19 protein-coding genes and 1 pseudogene are annotated in these 18,566 nt (G+C 46.9%); 7 read left to right on the top strand and 13 right to left on the bottom strand.

From position 1 onward, the window contains the following. Positions 1 to 74 precede the first annotated feature (74 nt). On the bottom strand, positions 75 to 1,538 hold the full coding sequence (locus ACF8EG_RS01165; protein WP_175423237.1) for a helix-turn-helix transcriptional regulator: 1,464 nt from the start codon (positions 1,536 to 1,538) through the stop codon (positions 75 to 77). A gap of 167 nt (positions 1,539 to 1,705) precedes the next feature. Between ACF8EG_RS01165 and ACF8EG_RS01160 the strand changes: the two genes are divergently transcribed. Both ACF8EG_RS01160 and ACF8EG_RS01155 read left to right on the top strand, forming a co-directional pair. Next, positions 1,706 to 2,359, top strand: coding sequence for an oxygen-insensitive NAD(P)H-dependent nitroreductase NfsB (locus ACF8EG_RS01160; RefSeq protein ID WP_005374924.1), 654 nt, complete (start codon positions 1,706 to 1,708; stop codon positions 2,357 to 2,359). A gap of 69 nt (positions 2,360 to 2,428) precedes the next feature. Then, positions 2,429 to 2,719 (top strand): putative quinol monooxygenase, encoded by a 291-nt coding sequence (locus tag ACF8EG_RS01155; RefSeq protein ID WP_005484222.1) that lies wholly within the window; start codon positions 2,429 to 2,431, stop codon positions 2,717 to 2,719. On the opposite strand, the gene ACF8EG_RS01150 is transcribed toward ACF8EG_RS01155, so the two are convergent. Beyond that, a complete protein-coding gene (locus ACF8EG_RS01150) occupies positions 2,716 to 3,639 on the bottom strand; it encodes a LysR family transcriptional regulator (RefSeq protein ID WP_020838235.1) in 924 nt (307 codons plus the stop codon). The two genes, ACF8EG_RS01155 and ACF8EG_RS01150, sit on opposite strands and share 4 nt — an antisense overlap. A gap of 150 nt (positions 3,640 to 3,789) precedes the next feature. On the opposite strand from ACF8EG_RS01150, the gene ACF8EG_RS01145 reads away from it, so the two are divergent. After that, positions 3,790 to 4,008: a VF530 family DNA-binding protein gene (locus ACF8EG_RS01145; RefSeq protein WP_005396617.1), complete on the top strand. Its 219-nt coding sequence runs from the start codon at positions 3,790 to 3,792 to the stop codon at positions 4,006 to 4,008. A gap of 113 nt (positions 4,009 to 4,121) precedes the next feature. Here the strand turns inward: ACF8EG_RS01145 and ACF8EG_RS01140 are convergent, their stop codons facing one another. Further along, positions 4,122 to 4,574 (bottom strand): thioesterase family protein, encoded by a 453-nt coding sequence (locus ACF8EG_RS01140; RefSeq protein ID WP_069505489.1) that lies wholly within the window; start codon positions 4,572 to 4,574, stop codon positions 4,122 to 4,124. A 210-nt stretch (positions 4,575 to 4,784) separates the two neighbouring features. On the opposite strand from ACF8EG_RS01140, the gene ACF8EG_RS01135 reads away from it, so the two are divergent. Together ACF8EG_RS01135 and ACF8EG_RS01130 are read left to right on the top strand one after the other, a co-directional pair. Next, positions 4,785 to 5,549 (top strand): ferredoxin--NADP reductase, encoded by a 765-nt coding sequence (locus tag ACF8EG_RS01135; RefSeq protein ID WP_005499911.1) that lies wholly within the window; start codon positions 4,785 to 4,787, stop codon positions 5,547 to 5,549. 151 nt (positions 5,550 to 5,700) lie between these two features. Beyond that, a complete protein-coding gene (locus tag ACF8EG_RS01130; RefSeq protein WP_069505487.1) occupies positions 5,701 to 6,189 on the top strand; it encodes an RDD family protein in 489 nt (162 codons plus the stop codon). A gap of 33 nt (positions 6,190 to 6,222) precedes the next feature. On the opposite strand, the gene ACF8EG_RS01125 is transcribed toward ACF8EG_RS01130, so the two are convergent. From ACF8EG_RS01125 to ACF8EG_RS01080, 10 genes are all read right to left on the bottom strand, one after another. Continuing rightward, complete coding sequence (locus ACF8EG_RS01125; protein ID WP_005499910.1) at positions 6,223 to 6,894, bottom strand: DUF2057 domain-containing protein; 672 nt, start codon at positions 6,892 to 6,894, stop codon at positions 6,223 to 6,225. Between the two features lie 278 nt (positions 6,895 to 7,172). After that, a complete protein-coding gene (locus ACF8EG_RS01120) occupies positions 7,173 to 8,318 on the bottom strand; it encodes an AI-2E family transporter (RefSeq protein WP_005484213.1) in 1,146 nt (381 codons plus the stop codon). Continuing rightward, the gene (locus tag ACF8EG_RS01115; RefSeq protein WP_069505485.1) at positions 8,311 to 8,997 is read right to left on the bottom strand and encodes a potassium channel family protein; all 687 of its coding nucleotides are present in this window, start codon (positions 8,995 to 8,997) and stop codon (positions 8,311 to 8,313) included. Before ACF8EG_RS01115 ends, ACF8EG_RS01120 begins: the two co-directional genes overlap by 8 nt. Before the next feature lie 16 nt (positions 8,998 to 9,013). Then, entirely contained in the window at positions 9,014 to 9,904 is an 891-nt protein-coding gene (locus ACF8EG_RS01110) for an HlyD family secretion protein (RefSeq protein WP_053300964.1), read from the bottom strand. A gap of 12 nt (positions 9,905 to 9,916) precedes the next feature. Next, positions 9,917 to 10,120 (bottom strand): DUF1656 domain-containing protein, encoded by a 204-nt coding sequence (locus ACF8EG_RS01105; protein ID WP_005462724.1) that lies wholly within the window; start codon positions 10,118 to 10,120, stop codon positions 9,917 to 9,919. Continuing rightward, entirely contained in the window at positions 10,120 to 11,763 is a 1,644-nt protein-coding gene (locus ACF8EG_RS01100) for a TolC family protein (protein ID WP_069505482.1), read from the bottom strand. Before ACF8EG_RS01100 ends, ACF8EG_RS01105 begins: the two co-directional genes overlap by 1 nt. Positions 11,764 to 11,773: 10 nt before the next feature. Further along, positions 11,774 to 13,948, bottom strand: a complete 2,175-nt coding sequence (locus ACF8EG_RS01095) for an FUSC family protein (protein WP_069505480.1) — start codon at positions 13,946 to 13,948, stop codon at positions 11,774 to 11,776. A 388-nt stretch (positions 13,949 to 14,336) separates the two neighbouring features. Then, entirely contained in the window at positions 14,337 to 15,206 is an 870-nt protein-coding gene (locus tag ACF8EG_RS01090; protein WP_053343961.1) for a DMT family transporter, read from the bottom strand. A 141-nt stretch (positions 15,207 to 15,347) separates the two neighbouring features. Then, a complete protein-coding gene (gene yidZ / locus ACF8EG_RS01085) occupies positions 15,348 to 16,316 on the bottom strand; it encodes an HTH-type transcriptional regulator YidZ (protein ID WP_005484231.1) in 969 nt (322 codons plus the stop codon). Then, on the bottom strand, positions 16,291 to 17,481 hold the full coding sequence (locus tag ACF8EG_RS01080; RefSeq protein ID WP_020841487.1) for an MFS transporter: 1,191 nt from the start codon (positions 17,479 to 17,481) through the stop codon (positions 16,291 to 16,293). Before ACF8EG_RS01080 ends, yidZ begins: the two co-directional genes overlap by 26 nt. A 132-nt stretch (positions 17,482 to 17,613) precedes the next feature. Here ACF8EG_RS01080 and ACF8EG_RS01075 point away from each other — a divergent pair, with 132 nt between their 5' ends. Together ACF8EG_RS01075 and ACF8EG_RS01070 are read left to right on the top strand one after the other, a co-directional pair. After that, positions 17,614 to 18,084 (top strand): GNAT family N-acetyltransferase, encoded by a 471-nt coding sequence (locus ACF8EG_RS01075; RefSeq protein WP_069505478.1) that lies wholly within the window; start codon positions 17,614 to 17,616, stop codon positions 18,082 to 18,084. A 25-nt stretch (positions 18,085 to 18,109) separates the two neighbouring features. After that, positions 18,110 to 18,556, top strand: a pseudogene (locus ACF8EG_RS01070) (GNAT family N-acetyltransferase). The last annotated feature ends 10 nt before the right edge of the window (positions 18,557 to 18,566 follow it).

The following is an 18,566-nucleotide window of genomic DNA, read 5'->3' as shown; positions in this document are numbered from 1 at the left end:
TGAGAGTGTCATTTCACGCCAAAAAAGACGTGAAATGATGTCACGAAGAGATGATTTTGATCTGACCGACAGTTTTAATTGAGCGGTTGCACAATAGGATATTGTATCGGGTAATGCTCTTTCGCGAGCTCGTTGTCGGATTCATCATAAAGGCGGAAACGGCACTGCTTTGCAGTTTGAGTGAGCGATAATTGCAGCACCCAACAAGCATAATGTAGCGAGTGTTGGGTCAAGCGCATCGCGTGAGGTGTGGGGTCATCATCGACGTAACAGTCAATCCTCGCAACGTTTTCAAGTCGGCATGCCAGTTCGATAAAGAGCGTGTATTGCGCCCCAATATTAATAAGCTGCCGAGTCGGGACAATGTATTCCGTTGCGCCAATTAAAAGCCCCTTAGAAACCACATAATCACGCTGGTGGTTATTCTCAATGTAACGTTCCCCATCGACTTCATAACACAGGCGAAAGGTAAGGGGATGCGCCACCGGAAGTTCAGTCGTTGCCCATAGTTCGATGCCATGACTTAAAAAACGCTCGAAGAAGGCGGGATAGCGCCGCCATGCGCCATCACGGTCACGGCATTCTACCGAGACCACTTTCTCAAAAGCAATATTGTCCACTTCCATCCAGATTTTGCCGACAGGTTGGTCGATATGGTTATCGTCGAAGGTATTGGCTTTGGCGTAGTACAAGCGGATCGGTTGCTGATTTAGCTGAGTTCGGTTATCCAAACATTGTTGGCGATACTGCATGGGTGAAAACGGATACCAACGACGAAAAGTGCGGTGAAAGTTCGAAGGTTCTTCATAACCAAGTTGATAGGCGATTTGCTGCGTTGTGAGTTGGGTGTCGGCAAGCAAAGTGAGTGCTTGCTTTCTTTTAGCGAAATCAACGCATTGAGAGTAGCTCATTTGCTTCTCTTGCAGTCGACGTTGCAAGGTGCGTTTGGAGACGCCCAGTTGCCTTGCCGCTTGCTCTAATTTGAGCGCGTAATTACTGTTTTTGATGAACAAGGCGTTCAAAACACTCAGCAATTCGGGTTGCTCAATGGGCTGGTGAGAAAGCAGCAAATAAACATGTTTCACCAGTTCAAACACGCTTGAACTCGTTTTAGAATCTCGCGTTTCCTCTAGAAAAATATCGGCCGCGAGTGGATTGTTGGCGTGAACTTGTACCTGTATTGATTCGCTTAGCTCAAGCATTTCCAACTGCATTTTGAGCAAGCCAAACACCGACTCCGCCCAATTTGGCATATCGGCCGTTCTACATTCGACTTGCAGATGGATTTGGGCATCACCATGTTGCAATGTGACGTACAAACGGCGGTCGAATAATGAGACACTTTTACTCCACCAAAGCAGCCCTTCTTGGAGGTTAGGCGCTTCTTTCAACATCATGCATTGCAAGGCCACCAACTTCTCAATGTGCCAATATTCGCCGGCAATTCGAAGGTGATTGTGACCGAGCTTTTTGCACAGAAAGGATGTAATAACGTTATCTTGAGGCAGCATGAGTTGAGTTTGGTTGCGAGCAAACATGCATTATTGCTGAAAAGATGAAGAAGTTCAGTGAGAACGCTCAAAGCCTTTCTTATCGTTTTATTTTCAAATTTATTTTGAAAATGTTTTTAATCGAAATCGGTTTTTCCCTTTATCTCATGAGGTTATGCTGTTACACAGCTTAAGTTCATTAATTGGAGAACCTCATGGATATCGTACAAGCTGCAAAATCTCGTTACTCAACGAAAGTGTTTGACCCAACGCGCAAGCTACCTCAAGAAAAAATCGACGCAGTTAAAGAGCTGATTCGTTTTAGTCCATCGAGTGTGAACTCTCAACCTTGGCATTTCATTCTGGCAAGCACAGAAGAAGGCAAACAGCGCATCGCTAAAGCGGCGCAAGAGAACTACGCGTTTAACGCGGCGAAGATTCTCAATGCTTCTCACGTATTGGTGTTTTGTGCAAAAACAGGCATCGATAACGACTACATTGAAGCGCTAATGGTGCAAGAAGAAAAAGATGGTCGATTCCCAACTGAAGAAGCGAAAGCGGCTGTGCGCGGTGGTCGTAGCTACTTTGTAAACATGCACCGTTTTGATCTGAAAGATGCGAACCATTGGATGGAGAAACAAGTTTACCTCAACGTGGGTACGTTGCTGCTGGGAGCTTCGACGCTAGAAATTGATGCAGTGCCAATTGAAGGGTTTGATCCCAAAGTGCTGGATGAAGAATTTGGCTTGCGTGAAAAAGGTTACACCAGCGTTGTGATCGTGCCGCTGGGCTACCACGCGGAAGATGACTTCAACGCGAAAACGCCAAAGTCTCGCTGGGACGCAGAAACCGTATTCACCGAGATCTAATTCGAGCTTACTTACAGGTGACGTAGAACCCTGTAATCAATATATAAATCGCAAAAGAGTGAAAAAACGATGATCCACTTAGTTGCAGAAGTGAAAGCCTATCCAGATAGTAAGGATCAGGTGGTGAATTTGCTTGCTGGTTTACTAGAGCCAACTCGTCAAGAAGAAGGCTGTTGCCAATACGAGTTGTATCTCGACGAAAAAGTTGATGGCCTATTTATGTTCCAAGAGATTTGGGCATCGCAAGAGGCCTTGGATAAGCATTTGCAAAGCCCGCACATGTCGACGTTTCTTGAAACATTAGAAGAGAACGATTGGGTTGAATATACCCAGATTCGTCCTCTTCGATTTATCGCCTAATGACAGAAGGTTGCCAGCACGTTGGCGCGTTGTTGGCAGCATTTTTGTTGGATAAAGTCGCGGAAAGTCCGAATCGTTGGCGTCAGTAAGCGACGATCGGCACACACCATATAGAGTGGCACTGGGCCGCAATCCCACTCTGGTAGCACTCGCACCAATCTTCCCTCGATTAAGTCTCGGCTGATGTCCATCAACGATTTATTCGCAATGCCTTTGCCTTTGATCGCTAACCGATGTGGCAAGTCACTATCGTTGCTCATCAAGTTACCGCTGACCACGACTTGTTCTTTCTCGCCGTCACGCGTGAGCGTCCATTTGTTGTAGACCGAATCCGCGACCATGTAGCACAAGCAGTTGTGTTGCGTTAAATCGGCAGGAGAGGTGAGTTCTGGATGTGTGGCTACGTACTCTGGCGATGCACATAAGATCCGCTCGTTTGCCCCACACAATGCCAACACGACCAGATTGGAGTCGGCCGGCTCGCCGTAGCGAATCGCAATATCGACAGGCTTGGTGTACATATCCGTCAAGCTATCGGACAGCTCTAGTTTGATGGAAACATTTGGGTAGAGATCGATGAACTCATCCACCCAATCGAGCAACATATTGCGACCAAAATCGGAGGGCGCAGTAATGTGCAGTTGACCAGATAACTCACCACGCGCACTTGAGATCTGATCCAACCCCTCTTGCAATGTAGCCAATGCTTGCGTGGTTTTGTCTAAAAACAGTTCGCCCTCTGAGGTTAAACGCAGGCTTCGGGTGGAACGCACAAACAGCGGGAAACCGATTTGCCCTTCAAGACGCTTAATCGATGCGCTAATGGCGGCAGGTGTCATGTCCATGCTGTTGGCGGCTTTTGAAAAGCTGCCTTGGCGCGCGGTTTCGACAAAAATATTGAGGTCGTTGAGGGCTTTCATCGTGAAAAGGATGTTTGTGAAGTTTGAGCTACTATAGGGGAGATGAGCAAAGTAATTCAAGCTAAACGCCTTTGAAGGTGAAAACATTAGGTTAAGTGGTCACTTTGAGTTAGATTAGCCCGCCACTTACATCGTTACTGGATCAACAACATGAGCAACGAACAGCCGAATAACCCTCTGCATGGGTTGAGTTTAGAAAAAATCGTCACCCGACTAGTTGAACACTTTGGTTGGAATGGCCTGTATGAGCGCGTTCGAGTGAACTGTTTTAAGAAAGATCCGTCGATCAAATCTTCTCTGAAGTTTTTGCGTAAAACGCAATGGGCACGAGACAAAGTCGAAGCGCTGTATATCGAAACGTTTTGCTAAGCGTTACGCTTTCAGCTAAAAAATCCGAATCAAAAAAGGTGGTCATGAGCCACCTTTTTGTTTGTTTCTTACTTACTTGTTTCTTCGCTGACTTTTTACTGTACGCTGCCGATTTATTCCAAATGGTGCGTACTGCCAACCGTGCTTTCTAACTCAAGAATGGATTGGCGCACATGATCAGGAATGGCCGCTTTCTCGTTGTTTTTAAAATCGAACATCACGCCTGTCGCGGTTGAGACCGTCGTAATCTTGCCCCATTTTTTACTCAATACTTGATATTCCATAGTGATGCGGTCTTCTTGCATGTCGATCACGCGCGAGCCGACCAGCAACGTGTCTGGGTAAGTGACAGGCAGTTTGTAGCGACATTGCGTCTCGCTGAGTACTGGCCCAATTTGCGAGGTTTGCAGGTCGGCCAGCAGATTAATTTTGTTGAAGTAATCTAAACGCGCCGTCTCAAAGTAGCGGAAATAGACCACGTTATTGACGTGTTGCAGAGCATCCATTTCACCCCATGCGACTTTGATCTCTGTGATAACGGGAAAGTCCTTTAACAGTGTGTCCATTTTTAGTGCTCCTTTTTCATCTGCATTGCCACAAATTGCGACGCGACTTATCACTTTGAGCATTTATTCTAGATGTAATCATTTAATATGTAATAAAATTGTTTTTAAAATGTGAAATGAAATGGCAATCTTATTATGTAAACTAGAAACTTTACATAATCGAGTTGAAGGCGTAAGTTTAACTAAGAGTAACCAAATAGGAGGTGTCTTATGACTGAGCTGAAAGGTTTCAATCTAGCCAAGGTGGAAAAACGCATTGACTGGACTGGCGAGCTGTTCAGTTTAAGGGTCTCAGGCGCGCCTCTTACCTTTAAAGCTGGCCAGTTCACCAAGCTTGCTTTGCTAGATGATGAGGGCAAGCCTATCAGCCGTGCTTACTCTGTGGTTAATGCACCAAGCGAGCAACACGAGTGGCTCGAATTCCTCATTGTGGCAGACCCTCAAGGGCAACTTTCTCCAAGGTTGCAAAAGCTAAAAGCGGGTGACCCGATTTATGTGGGTGAAACCGCGCATGGCGATCTCATTCACGACACCATTCCTAAGCAAGCGAGTGATCTATGGTTGCTTTCGACGGGGACTGGCATTGGCCCGTTTCTATCTTTGCTGGATGACATTAACCTGCTTCCTCACAATGATCGTATCGTGCTGGTGCATGGTGTTCGCTATGAAAAAGATTTGGTCTACAAATACCTGATTGAGCATCTTCAATTCCGATATGAAGGACGCTTAAAGTACGTGCCAATCGTGAGTCGTGAATCGTCACTCGGAAAACTGCAAGGTCGAATCCCAGAGCTGATTGCGTCTGGTGAGCTTGCCAATAAAGTGGATGTGCCTTTCTCTCCGCAAAGCAGCTTTGTGATGCTGTGTGGTAACCCAGAGATGATTAAAGATACCTTGCCTGTGCTGCAAGGGCTAGGGTTAGAAAAGTATCGAACTCGAACAGGCGGTCACGTTATCTATGAGCGTTATTGGTAAGTATCCACTCATCGCTGAAACCGAGATAACTAAGTTATATCGGTGTAAATTAAAAATCACTTTTGAGACATGATACGAATTTATAGACTTATCAATTGAGCACATATACAACAATGCCTAGACTGCGTTCACTGTTGTTGTAGGTGGTTATATGTACTCTTCAATTGCGAGCAAAATGCAGCGGCTTATAGGCGGTTTCGTTGATCTGTTCGTCGTCATTAGCGTTGTCGTTGTTATCGCGTTGGGTATCAATTTTTGGCTCTATGACTTCCGTTTATCCCTGCAAGAAAACTTCACGCTTGTTTACGACACCCACGCGGTGTATCTCCTCACTGTTCCCATTCTTCTCGTGATTAACTGGTATTGGTTGAAGGAAGGGCAAACCGTCGGCATGCGTTTTGTTGGTATCAAAGTGGTGATGAAAAATGGTCGTGCCGCGACCAAAGTGACGGTTTCCATCCGGCTTGGCGTTAGCTATCTACTCGAAATGTTTATTCCTGGCGTTCCGTTGGTGAACCTTGTGCTGCTTGTTTTTCATCCAGAGCGACGTTTGTTGCATGATTTCCTTACCAAGACCAAAGTCGTGCAAGCACCTGACTTGCTACTGTCTATTTTGCATGATCAAAAAAAGCCACATTAAGTGGCTTTTTAAATCAGGTCAGTCAATCAATGATTATTGCTGATTGATGTACGCTTTAAAGCGTGCTTTTGTTTCTGCATCTGCTTTTTGGTACCAGAAGTGCAGCATTTCTTCTGCTGTAGAATCTGCTTTCACTGCGGTTGCACGCGCTTGTTTCATGTCTTCAGGAATCTTTGCAGGAAGCGTGACTGGTTGCATGGTCGCTGCGCCAGCAAAAGCGACAGCTGCTGTACCGCCAGCGCGGTTGTAATCTTCGATTTCACGCACGTAATCACGGCCGATTTGCATACCCGGTTTGATCAGCTTGTCTTGGTCAACTGCGACTGCTTTGCCTGAACCATCAACCAGTTTCCAATCGAGATCTTTGATGTTTTCTTCCGCGTCACGCATGTTGCGGTATTTTGGAACTTCAATCGTCAACTCTGCATTTGCAGTATCGAAGCGTGCCACGATAGCGTCGCTTTCTACGCTTAGACGGTCATTACCTTGGTTGAAGTAAGGTGCGTAGCGGAAAACGACTTGGTTTACGCCATCCGGTAGCGTCAATGTTTTTTCAGAAGCAAAAAAGCCGCCAGAAAGTTTCGCTTTTTCACCGTTTGCTGCCAATACTGAAACGTCGTCAGGAACGCTAACCGTAACGTCTGCGAATGCCATGCCACTCATTGCTAGAGCAAGCGCGCAAGTTAAAGGCTTGATCAATTTCATTGTTTTTATCCTAAGCTTTGTAATTGTCCCAATTCGTCAAGATCGGTCGCTCAAATGTAGGGGGATCTTAGAATTCTTTGGGTATAGCGATCAACGAGATTGCATCGTTAAGTGCTTGATTGCAACTCTCAAGTGTAAGAAGTATGAAAATTTAACAAGAACGTCATTTTTATCTCATCCGTTGCGATGAAACTGTGAGCTAAGGTTAAATAGAAACAAACCGCTGCAGGGCAACGGTTTGTTTTATTCGGTCAAAGAGAAGGCATTACCTTGGTAATTTAAATGCCGGCACCATGTCCAGATTCTGTTTGTTCCTCTTCTTCTTTGAGTTCAGCCATTTCTTCTTGCTGTTGTGCTTTCTCGATGCTCAACCACCAAACGAACAACTCATACCAAATCGCCAGAATAACCGCACCTAGGAACAGGCCAACGATGCCGTAGAAAAGCATACCGCCGATGGCCCCAAGCAGAATCACTGGCATTGGTACGTCTACACCACGGCCCATAAACATTGGTTTTAGTAAGTTCTCAGACAGCGCACCGACAACCGCCCACACGGTAAACATGGTCGCGGTTGTGCTGTCTTGCGTCATGTACATGTAGCCAATCACTGGCAATACGGCAAGCAGCGCAGGAAGCTGAGCGATACACAAAATCATCAGAATCAGAGTAAGCAAACCAGCAGCAGGAACGCCAAACACAAAGAAGCCAGCACCGATCAATAGCGCTTGAATCGCAGCCACACCAACTACGCCCAGCAGTACGCTTTTAATGGTCGCGGCGATAAGCGTTGTCCAGCTTTTCGCGTTTTCGCCAGCGGTACGGATCGCGATAGTTTGCAGGCCTGATGCCAACGACTCTGAATACGTCATAAAGCCAGCAGCGATAGCCAGTGACAAGATAGACAGCAACAAGCTACCTAACACGCCGCCAACCATGCCAAGCAAAGAGGTTAATGCTGACTTGATTTGTGGCATAAAGGTTTGTATTGCTTGCTCTAAGTTTGTCGCAAAGAGCGTCCATACTTCATAAAGTTTGTCACCCACAAGAGGCCAATCAGCAACAGAAGCTTTAGGTCCAGGGATTTTCACCTGACCATTTTGCAGTACGTCCAACGCGTGTGTTGCGCCATCGACGATAGAGCCCGACACCATCACTAGTGGCGTTACCAGCAGTGCGATACCCAGCAGTGCGATTGTCGTGGCAGCCAAGCCGCGTCTGCCGCCGTAAGCGCGTTGCAGTTTTTTGGTCAGTGGTAGTAGCGCTACCGCGATGATGGCACCCCAAATCACTGGAAGGATGAAAGGCCTGATGATGTCGTACGTAAACATCAGCAATACGAAGATCAAGCCAATACGTATCGCTGATTCCACCATGTTACTGATGAAAAGCTTACTTTCATTTCTTTCCGATTGTTTATCCATTTTTGTTTACCTGATGATCAATGTTGGAACTGACGAGACTTGAAACAACAATCGCCATATAAAACACACCTGTAATGGCCTCTAAATACACCACGACTTGAGCCAGTGGCGTTAGAGGGCTGATGTCGCCATAACCGAGCGTGGTTAAGGTGACGAAACTGAAATACGCCGCATTGGAGAAGTTCTGCCCCCAAGAAATCGCTTCCATACCGGTAAAGGCTTCAGGCGAGAACTCAAGCAGAATGAGGTAGGCAATCGCCCACATCAGACCAAGCAGCAAGAAAAGCGCGACCGAGCCAATCACTTTGTTGCTGTTGACGTGGCCAGTGAAAAGAATCTGTCTTGCGATGGATTTAAAAGTGCCGAAAAAGAATGCGAAGGTGAGGGCAAGCATCACCACATTCATCTCGCGGATGTTAAAAACGGTCTTGATCACAATCACCAGTACCCAAATACCAAACAGGGTATAGAGGAATCGAGACCACGTTTTGTCAAAGCGAAGGCTGGCAAAACAGACAATGAACGTGAGAACTGTGAACGCCTGCAGTATGTGTTCAATTGTCCCTTCACCCACCACTTGTGCCATCGCACTCCCTAGCAACAAAATCACCAGCGCTAAGGTTAGATAGAAGAAGTTGTTTTCTTCATTAATGTTTTTGAGTTTTTTACCAATGACCATGGTTCTTCTCACTTAGTTACTGTTCATTTTCTGCCGATGAATCTTTCATCACCATAATGGACGCAGAAAGCCCGAATCGAAGATCAACATCTTCAGGAAGCTCTTGGATGGAGATTCGTACCGGAATACGTTGTGCTAAGCGAATCCACTGAAAAACAGGGTTCACGTTTGGAAGAAGGTTGTAACCAACCGTGCCGTCTTTCGGCGCAATACCCCAACCGATAGAGTCAACGGTCGCGTCGATAGGCGTGTCTGGGTGAGACATCAAGGTGACACGTGCTTGGCTACCCGGTTCGATTTGCGCGAGTTGGTTTTCGCGGAAGAAGCCAAATACCCAGAAACTGTTTTTGTCGATCAGTGCGAGCAGCGGTTGGTTTGCGACCGCTTGTGTACCGTTTCGAATATCGAGGTTAGACACAAAACCATCGACGGTCGCATAAACTTTGGTGAAACTGAGGTTAAGGCGCGCTGACTTTAATTGCTCTTCTGCAGATTTGATTTGCAGTAGCGATTCTTCGTAAGCGATTTCACGACGAATCAGATCCTTGTGAGAAACAGCGCCGCGGTCTTTCGCGCGAATGTCTTTAAGGCGATCGTATTCGATTTTTTTACCGCGAGAGCTCACGATGGATTTTTCCAACGCCACTTCAGCTTGAGATAGTGCGACTTCGTAAGTAGTTGGGTCGATTTCAAACAGTAAATCGCCCGTTTTCACGTCTTGGTTGTCTTGCACCGAAACATTCACAATTGGGCCAGACACTCGCGGTGCGACCTTGATGACGTTCGCGCGTACTTGGCCATCGCGTGTCCATGGGTTATTAAAATACTCTTCAAATTTTTGATAGCCGAGCCAAGCTGCGCCACCAAGAATGACAAGATTGAGTGCGATTACGAATAGTTTTTTCATCTTGTTTGGCACCTAAAATTGAATATAAAAGCTGTCGATGGCCACCACATAACCGACCATGATGGCAATAAACGTCAGAGACGGAAAAGCGATGAAGCGAGACAAACGTGTCTTGTTCAATATCATCACCGTTATCCACGTTGCCGTGACGGCGAGAAAGAGCACCAGTAGCGTGGGAGAAAAGTAAATGTCTCCCCAAGAAAGTTCATGAGGCATTAGAGATCCTCCGTTTTGTTCTTATCGCCGTTTTCCGTCGGTGTTTCGATAGGCAAAGGTGACAACGTGCGGTTTTCTTCATCCAGATAACCGTCCCAATCGGTACGATCTTGCATCTGCTTGGCGATGGGTTCTTCAAGGAATGGTTTCCCCGTTTGTGCCTGCCAGCCGCCACCCAACGCTTTGTACAGCGCGATCACTTGGTTCGCGACATTGCCTTTAATTTGCGCGTAACTGTCTTCCGCGCGCGTCATTTTTTCGACTGAGTTGAGCAGTCGCTCAAAAGAAATTTGGCCGTTTTCGTACTGCGTCATGGAGATGTTGAACGCACGAATGGAAGAGTTGACCGATTGCAAACGTAAATCTTTTTGCTGCAAATACAGGTCATACGCTTCGATCGCATTGGTCACTTCGTTCACGGCTTGCAGCACTTTTTTGTTGTAGTTGGTCAGCGTTTCTTGGAAGCGAGCATCTTCGAAGCGAATGTTATTTTTCACACGTCCGTATTGGAAAATGTTCCAACTGAACGTTGGGCCAACCACCATGGTGAGCGAATCACTAAAACTGAAACTGCTGCCATCGGGAACTGTACTGTCGATACCGATGGAACCGAACAGCGAAAAGCTTGGGTACAGAGCGGTTTCCGCCACGCCAATTTGCGCACTCTGCGCGCGAGCTTGCATCTCAGAGACTTGCAAATCCGGACGTCGCATCACTAAGTTTGCGTCCACTTGGGTATCCAACAGAGGTGGACGCGGCACAATGGAGCGCTCGTCGGTGCCCGATAACGCCGATTTTCTGCCTGTCGATTTGAACTGCGCTTCATAATCAGCAATTTTCTGCGTCAAACCGTCCGATTGCAGCAATTTCTCTACTTCTTCAGGCAGTACGCCCAGTAACAAAGCTAGTGCTGTGCGCGATTGCTTCATCGCGACTTCGAGGCTTGGTTGCGCGGCTTTTGTGGTGTAAAGCTGGTTTTTCGCTTGCTGTACGTCTAGCTCTGTTACGTTGCCGGAATCAAACTGAACTTGGGTGATGTGCACAACGCGTTCTTGAATCTCGATATTGCGGCGAGACAGCAAAATACGTTCTTGGAATGTGCGATAGTTGATGTAATTGCGTGCTACTTCGGCGGTGATGGTGACCATGATGTCGTGATACGACGCGATGGATGCGTAATAACCAGCTTCTGCAGATTCGATACCACGAGCGTATTTGCCCCAAATATCCATTTCCCACGCAGCATCAAACGACAGAGCGGCGTTGTTTACACCCTGATCGTTCACGTAGGCACGCGCTAGATTTCCTGATACGGTTTGAACTTGCGGGTATTGCAAGCCGGTCGAAATGCCAAGTAATGAACGAGCTTGGACAATGCGCAGCCCCGCGGCTTCTATGTCTAGGTTTTGCTCATTCGCCAACTCGACTAATCGATTGAGCGTCGGGTCGTTAAACTGCTGCCACCACTGTTGTAATTGTTGCTCGGATTGCTGCGTATCTTTGGCTGCTTTTTGCACCGACCAATCGCTTGGCAATGACGCTTGCGGTGGGTGGACATAGTCTGGCCCCACAGTGGTACACGCACTGAGCCCGAGCAGGGAAAGTATGGCGAGGCTTGGTTTGGTTAGTTTTGGAAGCATCATATCCCCACCTTTAAAACCGCTTCTGTTGTAAGTTCACCCAATCGATATCCTCGTAGGTTTGCTTGCAATGCTTGATTGCTTCGAACACGTTCCGTTTTAAATTCAGCAAGATATAAAAACCGGCTATCTCAGAATAAGCGTAGTCAGATAAATCCAACTCACTAAAAAAATCTTCCAGTTTATCTTCGAATGTTTGGTAATCCTGACTGTATTGGTCGAATACGGAGTCGAGTTCTTGTGTTGCTTGGTGGCTGGCTAAAGCGCCCGCCATCAAAGGAATGATGGAATCGCGGTGTTGTTGGCGAAGCTGAGTAATCAGCGGATTGGTCATCAACTTTTTCTCGGCGGCCATTAAGATGTTGATGTGATTACTGAGTACATCACACGCTTTGCTAAACGCACCAATCGCTTCTGGCGTGGTTTTGTCAAAGTGTTTGTGGTTGATTTTCGACCCCCACACCTTGAGCTTTTTCGATGAAACGTTGAGCGTCACCAAGTGCAAGGCCCGTTTGAGCGGCGTAATAATCGAGCTGGACTGCTTCTGATAGGAGTCAAACAGATCCCGAGTGTGCCTAAAATAGCGCTCTTTTATGGTCAAAAAGAGGTGTTCTGGTCGTGAGCTAAACGGAAAGTAGTGCGCGAAAATGATCATGAACACCACCATGTAGAACAGCAGCATGATCGTCATGAGGATCCCGAAGTGATAGAACATGTTGTTATCTAAACCGAGAACAAACAAGCCCACCATGTAGAAAATCGTCACTGGCCCGTTGAACAGATAAAAGCCGATAAAGGTGTAGATAAAGATGAACAGGCCAAGTTCTAACCCGAGATCCAATTGGGGAAGAATGAAGACGTAAGAAGGCACCGCGAACAAGAAGCCGAAAGTGAACAGCACAAGCAGCAAAATCGGGTGCACAGGCACGAACGACAGTAAAGACATAAACATGGTCGAGAAGACCACGAACGAGTAGCCGCCTGGTGGATTGAAATAAATCCAAATCAGTCCTGCAACCCAATAAGTGACAAAGGTTTTGACCGCGGTTTTAAAGTTTTCTGCGTCCCACCATAGAAACTTGCCTTTCGGTTTCGGCAGCGGCACGTCAAAGGAGACATTGTTCGTCACAGAGTCAATGCAGCTAATGCTCTCCGCTAAACGCGACAAGTTTTGATGCATGAGCCCCAAGAGGTGCCCCAGCATAAGCGCAGAGCCTTTCTCTAGGTGTGCTGCGTCTTCAAGCAACGTTTGGTTGTATTCGACTTTGAACTCTTGAGCACGAAAAGCGGGCTCTTTTTCGTCCCAGACTTGTTGGCAGGTATCAAATAGCGCGTCAATTTCCGCAACGGCTTGATCAAAGTTGCTGATGCTTTCACGGTCTTGCTGGTGGCTAAAGTGGCTGTGCGCCGCAACGGTCAATTGTTGCGTTACCTGCTTGTTCAAATGAACCGCCAAGCGCCACTCTTTCATGTAGGCCGACACGTCGCTGCATTCCACACTGACTGTGGCAAAACGCTGTTCGAGCGCATTTTGGGCGGCAAACATCTGTTCGATCAGAGAATCCACGCTAGGTTGTGGCTCTCCTGCTTCTGGATTTTCTTCGCCCTCTTCTTGAAGAGAGACTTGCCCTGCCGATTTTTGCTCGAAATTTTGCAAGATAGCGGTGAACAACGCGCGTTGTGCTTGGTTGAGTTGTTCGATGAGCTGTCTTAGGTTTTGTTCTGTTTTGGTCGGGAATAAGAAAGTCCCCACGAGTGTGTAAACCACCACCCCAAACACCGTCATATAAGCGCGGTCAACGCCATAAAGAAACGCACCTTCTGCGTCACCGCCATTGGACATCATCAGCGTCATGACGCCGGTCAGCATGAGTAGCGTTGGATCTTTTTGGTAGGCATTACGGAAGTAAAAAATGAAAGAGACCACAACCGACACGCTCAGCATGTACAGCAAGCGGTCTTGAGCAAACAATCCCACTAGTAACAAGCCAACGACGGCGCCAACCAACGTACCGAACACACGTAAGGTACCTTTGGCGAGGGATTCACGACGACTGCCTGTGGATGCAATCAGCATCACTGTGGTTGCGGCCGTCGATGCTTGCGGCCAACCCATGGCAAACGGGATTAGATAAGCCAGAGTCAGGCTAAGCGATACTTTAATAGCGAATTTTATTTTGTCGTTCATAGTGTCAAAGTTTGCTCAGGCTTATCGTTATAAGTTGATGAATTTCTTATGTGAATAATCAGAATCTTGTTCTGAATAAATTCGGGGGGCGGAATATAGCGGGTAAAAAAGTGTGCTTTGTAAACCCTTTGTCAAAACACAAAGTGCGTATTTGGCTCGATCTCGCGCTTGCCCTTGGCGTTATTGACGAAACGCCTAAAACGAGCAAAATCGCGATCTGTGATGATTCTCACTTTTGAAACAAAATCGTCGTGTTGTGTGAGCCAATTCTCACCTTATATCCTTCGCCTAATACTAAAGCAGGTCACTCGTACCATCTGCGATGAGCTTTGCTGCTTTAAAAAGCATAGATGATGAATGGGTATTTGAGAGGGAAAGTTATTACTTTTTATCGGCTTGCCGATTGTTCGCTTGTTTTTTTGGATCGAGATAAAAAAACCAAAGCGATACCACCAAGAATGATGCCACTGGTTAAAAGTGTATGCAGCGAAAGAGGTTCGTGGAGTACGACGGTACCTAGTAGCAAAGCAATGGCTGGCACGGAAAGTTGGCTGACGGCGGCTTGAAGTAAAGAGAGCTTACGCATAACTTGATACCAAAGCGTATACCCAAGGCCAGATGCAATGGCGCCAGACGTGATAGCGAGCAAAATTCCGCTCAGAGAGAGATGGATTGAGGACAGCATCAACGGCGATAGCAGTATGCCAATTATAGATGCAGCGATAAACCCCCATGTGATGCCACTACTTGGAGAAGGCGCTTGTTTGCCGAGCGCAGTAAACGCAGCCCAACAAACGCCAGAAATCAACATGAGAAGTGCAGAACTGATGTCGGGGCGAGTGGCAGATGGCAACATTAACCAAACAAAGCCAACAATCGAAAGGCCGATACCGATGATTTCGAGAAACTGAAAGCGCTCACCTTGCCACCAATAGATGGCCAGTAAAGTCAGTTGCACGGCACCAAACAAAAGCAAAGCACCGGTTCCTGTCGCCAGTTGTAAGTACGCGAATGAGAAAAGGGCAGCGTAACCAAATAAAGCCATGCCAGAAAAAAAGCGAAAGCGAGAAGTTGGCCGCTCGGTTTTCCACTGACCTCTCACGACAAGCAATGCGATTAAGGTAATCGCGCCAGATATCAATCGAACGAGAGTGAAGCTTCCTGCATCAATCAATCCTTCGGCCAATGCAAGTCGGCACAATAATGAATTGGCGGCGAACGCCAGCATCGTAATAGCAGTGAGTAAAAAGGTCGACATCCTTGGCCCTTAACGCAGAAATATGGATTGAGTGTAGCGTCAAACGACCTTTTTCATTAGTTGATAAAGTGATTAGTTATAGCCATCAGAGCGAGAAAATCATCAAAAATCACCAGAGAAAACCTGACCTTAGCCTGAGTGTTACTGTGGTAGGGATGGTTGTTCGTACAATGACTTGATGGTGTTTTTCAACCATAGCAATTTGGGATTGTACGCATTGCGTTTATGCCAAATCATGGTAAATGGAATCAGTAACTTGTCTTGTTGAGTTTGGTCTAACGGAATTGGCAAGCACACCAAATCGAGATGCAGCTTTTCTGTGTAGCTTTTGCAATAGTGCGGCGCGGTGGTGATCATGCCATGTGTCGGCTGCGCAGCCATAAAAAGGGATTGCTCAAAGTTGGACATCGTCAGCCCGATAGAGCGCTGTAGCCCTAGTTCCGTTAACACTTCATCCAACGCCCAAGTTTCACTTTTTTCCCAAACAATATTGATGTGTTGGTAGCTCAGAAAGGTCTCGAGATTCCACTCTTGCTGTAATGCCGGATGATCTTTATGTAAATACACCATCGGCAGGTCATAAAAAAGAATCTCAAAATCCAAGAAATACGGCAGAAGATCCAACGACTCTTTCGATCTCGGGTGACTTTCTCGGCCGGTAAAACCGATATCCGCCTCGCCTCGAATGATGGCGTCGAGTGAATCGTAATCCCAGTTACTGGTTTTTACTTTCGCTTCAGGGTATCGCTGGTGGATAGCTACGATGAGTCTGTCCAGCACCGTGAGTACTAATGGCGACTCAATCGTGATATCAAAACGCACTCCTTTCGGCGTAATATCGCTGCGTTTTTCTGCAATCTGGCTGCCAATTTGCAGCCATTCTGCAAGATCTTGCTCCATGCTTTGCGCCAAAGGCGTTGGCGCAAGACCTTTAGGTGTTTTGACAAACAAAGGATCATCGAACCAATGACGAAGTTTGTTGAGCGACTTACTTACGGTAGAGGGCGTAACGTTCAGCTTTTTCGAAGCTTTCGAAACGCTTTGCTCTTGCAGCAATAATTGCAGAGTGAACAGTAAGTTTAAATCAAGTCGCGCTAGGGATTTCTTCATAATGGGTATCGTGAACAGGCTTTGGAATCAATAGTATTAGAGCAAGGCTGATTACGCTACCTAACACTAAGATAAACACCAACATATTCAGTGCACTCACGCCGATGAAACCCATAAACCAAATATAGAACGCTGAACTACAAACTTGAGCAATGCCCAGTAACGAGCTTGCCACGCCTGCTTGTTGAGAGAATGGGCTGAGCGCTTGGCTCATGGCCACGCCAAAGCCACAAGCGAAGCCAGCGCAAATCAGCCCAAGTCCGAACACATAGTAATGAGATTGTCCATCATGGAAATGGGCAGCACTGAGCACGATGGCTGCACAAGCGAGCAATACTTGAGAGGTCATCATTAAGGTTCGCTGCTTAAAAATCCCCAATGCCAATGGCGCCGAGAACGAAATCAACATACTGATCGTCGCAGTCCCAGCCATGATGGAAGAATAGCCACCGCGATCAAAACCAAGCATGCTCATCACGACAATTGGTGAAGCGTTAACAAAGGTCAGAATGGTGGTCACTCCAAGTGCAGTAATGATCAGCCTACTGATAAAAAATCGCTCGAAGAAAGTCTCTTGATGGCTCTCTGGCGTTGTCTGTTCTTCACCTTGTTGGCTGGGTAGCGATTCCTTGAGAACAAAAATGGCCAATACACTGACGAGAATGCCCATTCCTGCCATCGTGGTAAACAAACTCGGCCAAGGAAATTTCAGCATAATCAAGTGACCAATCACGGGGGCGATCACTGGAATGATACAGGTGATGCCATTGAGCATCGACAATACTTTCGCGCGGCGTTCATCGTCTAACGTGTCGCGTAAAATCGCGAACGCGACGACATAGCAAGATCCAGCCCCGATGCCTTGGCAAAAGCGAGCAATCAAAAAAGTGTTTGGTTGTTCAGCCATTCCGCCGAGAAAAGATGCGAGCACGAAGATCATCGCGCCGACGACGGCAACAGGCTTTCGTCCCACAGAGTCTGCAATTTTCCCCGCGAATAACATCGTGGTAGCCATGCCAGCTAAATAGATCGAAAACGCAATATGCAACTGTGATTCACTGGCGTTGAGATCTGACGCAATTTGAGGCAAACCAACAAGATACAAATCAATGGCAGTAGGGTAGAGTAAAACGAGTGCAAAACTACAAAGTAAAAAACGGGACATGGAAACCTCTCTATCGAATGGCGAGGATAATAGAGTGCTAAACGTTTGCCTGCGAGTGGGAAATACGACACTAGGTATTTCTATTTACGACATACCCTGTATGAATTGAGCATAAAAACAACAAGGAAGATTATGATTACCATTGAAAAGTATTCGCCTGAGCAACATGAACAAACTTGCGAACTTAGCGTGCTAGAAGAGCAATCGCAGTTTACGGTCGCGGATGTGGGTGAAATGCTTACACGTCTTGAACCCACAGAGCTTCCGCATCTGATTTTGGCAGACGATGACGTGGTTGGCTTTTTTCTATTTGATGCAGCTTACAGCGAGAAATACGATTTTTGCCCGAAAAACAGTTTAGGCGTGCGTGCTTTGCTGGTGGATCACCGTCATCAAGGCAAAGGCATCGCCAAGCAAGCCATTCAACAGTTTGCCGATTTCGCCAAACGTCATTATCCCGAGTTTGATGCGCTTTATCTCACCGTGAATTGCCGCAACATACCCGCTTATCAGTGCTATTTAAAATCAGGGTTTGAAGATACCAATGAGCTTTACCACGGCGGCCCCGTTGGACCGCAGCACATTATGAGACAACCGCTTTAACTAGGAAAACACCAAGGATGGAAATATGAGAATTGAAATTGACGATTTAGAACGGCCGCAGGTGCTTGCGTTGTTGGAAGAGCATTTGCAGGACATGTACGCTACATCGCCACCAAAGAGCGTTCATGCGTTAGATGTAAGCAAGTTGAAGCTGCCTTCAATCACGTTTTGGACGGTGAGCTGCTATTGGGGTGTGTGGCAATGAGCCAACTAGAAGATGGTCACGCAGAGTTGAAATCGATGCGTACGACGCCGTCGGTGAGAAAACAGGGCGTGGCATCCCGCTTACTCAATCACGTGATTGAGCAAGCGAAACATCAGGGGGCTACAACGTCTCAGTTTGGAAACTGGGTCGATGGCATTTTTTGAACCCGCGCATCGCCTATATGAAAAACATGGCTTCGCGTACTGCGAGCCGTTTGGCGACTATCAACCTGATCCAAATAGCCGCTTTATGACCCTAGTGTTGTAGCCCGTCGCAA

The organism is Vibrio sp. YQ_11 (assembly GCF_043103065.1).
Taxonomy (GTDB): domain Bacteria; phylum Pseudomonadota; class Gammaproteobacteria; order Enterobacterales; family Vibrionaceae; genus Vibrio; species Vibrio parahaemolyticus.
The sequence above is the reverse complement of the archived record's forward strand: the minus strand, read 5'-3'. Positions and strand labels throughout refer to the sequence as shown.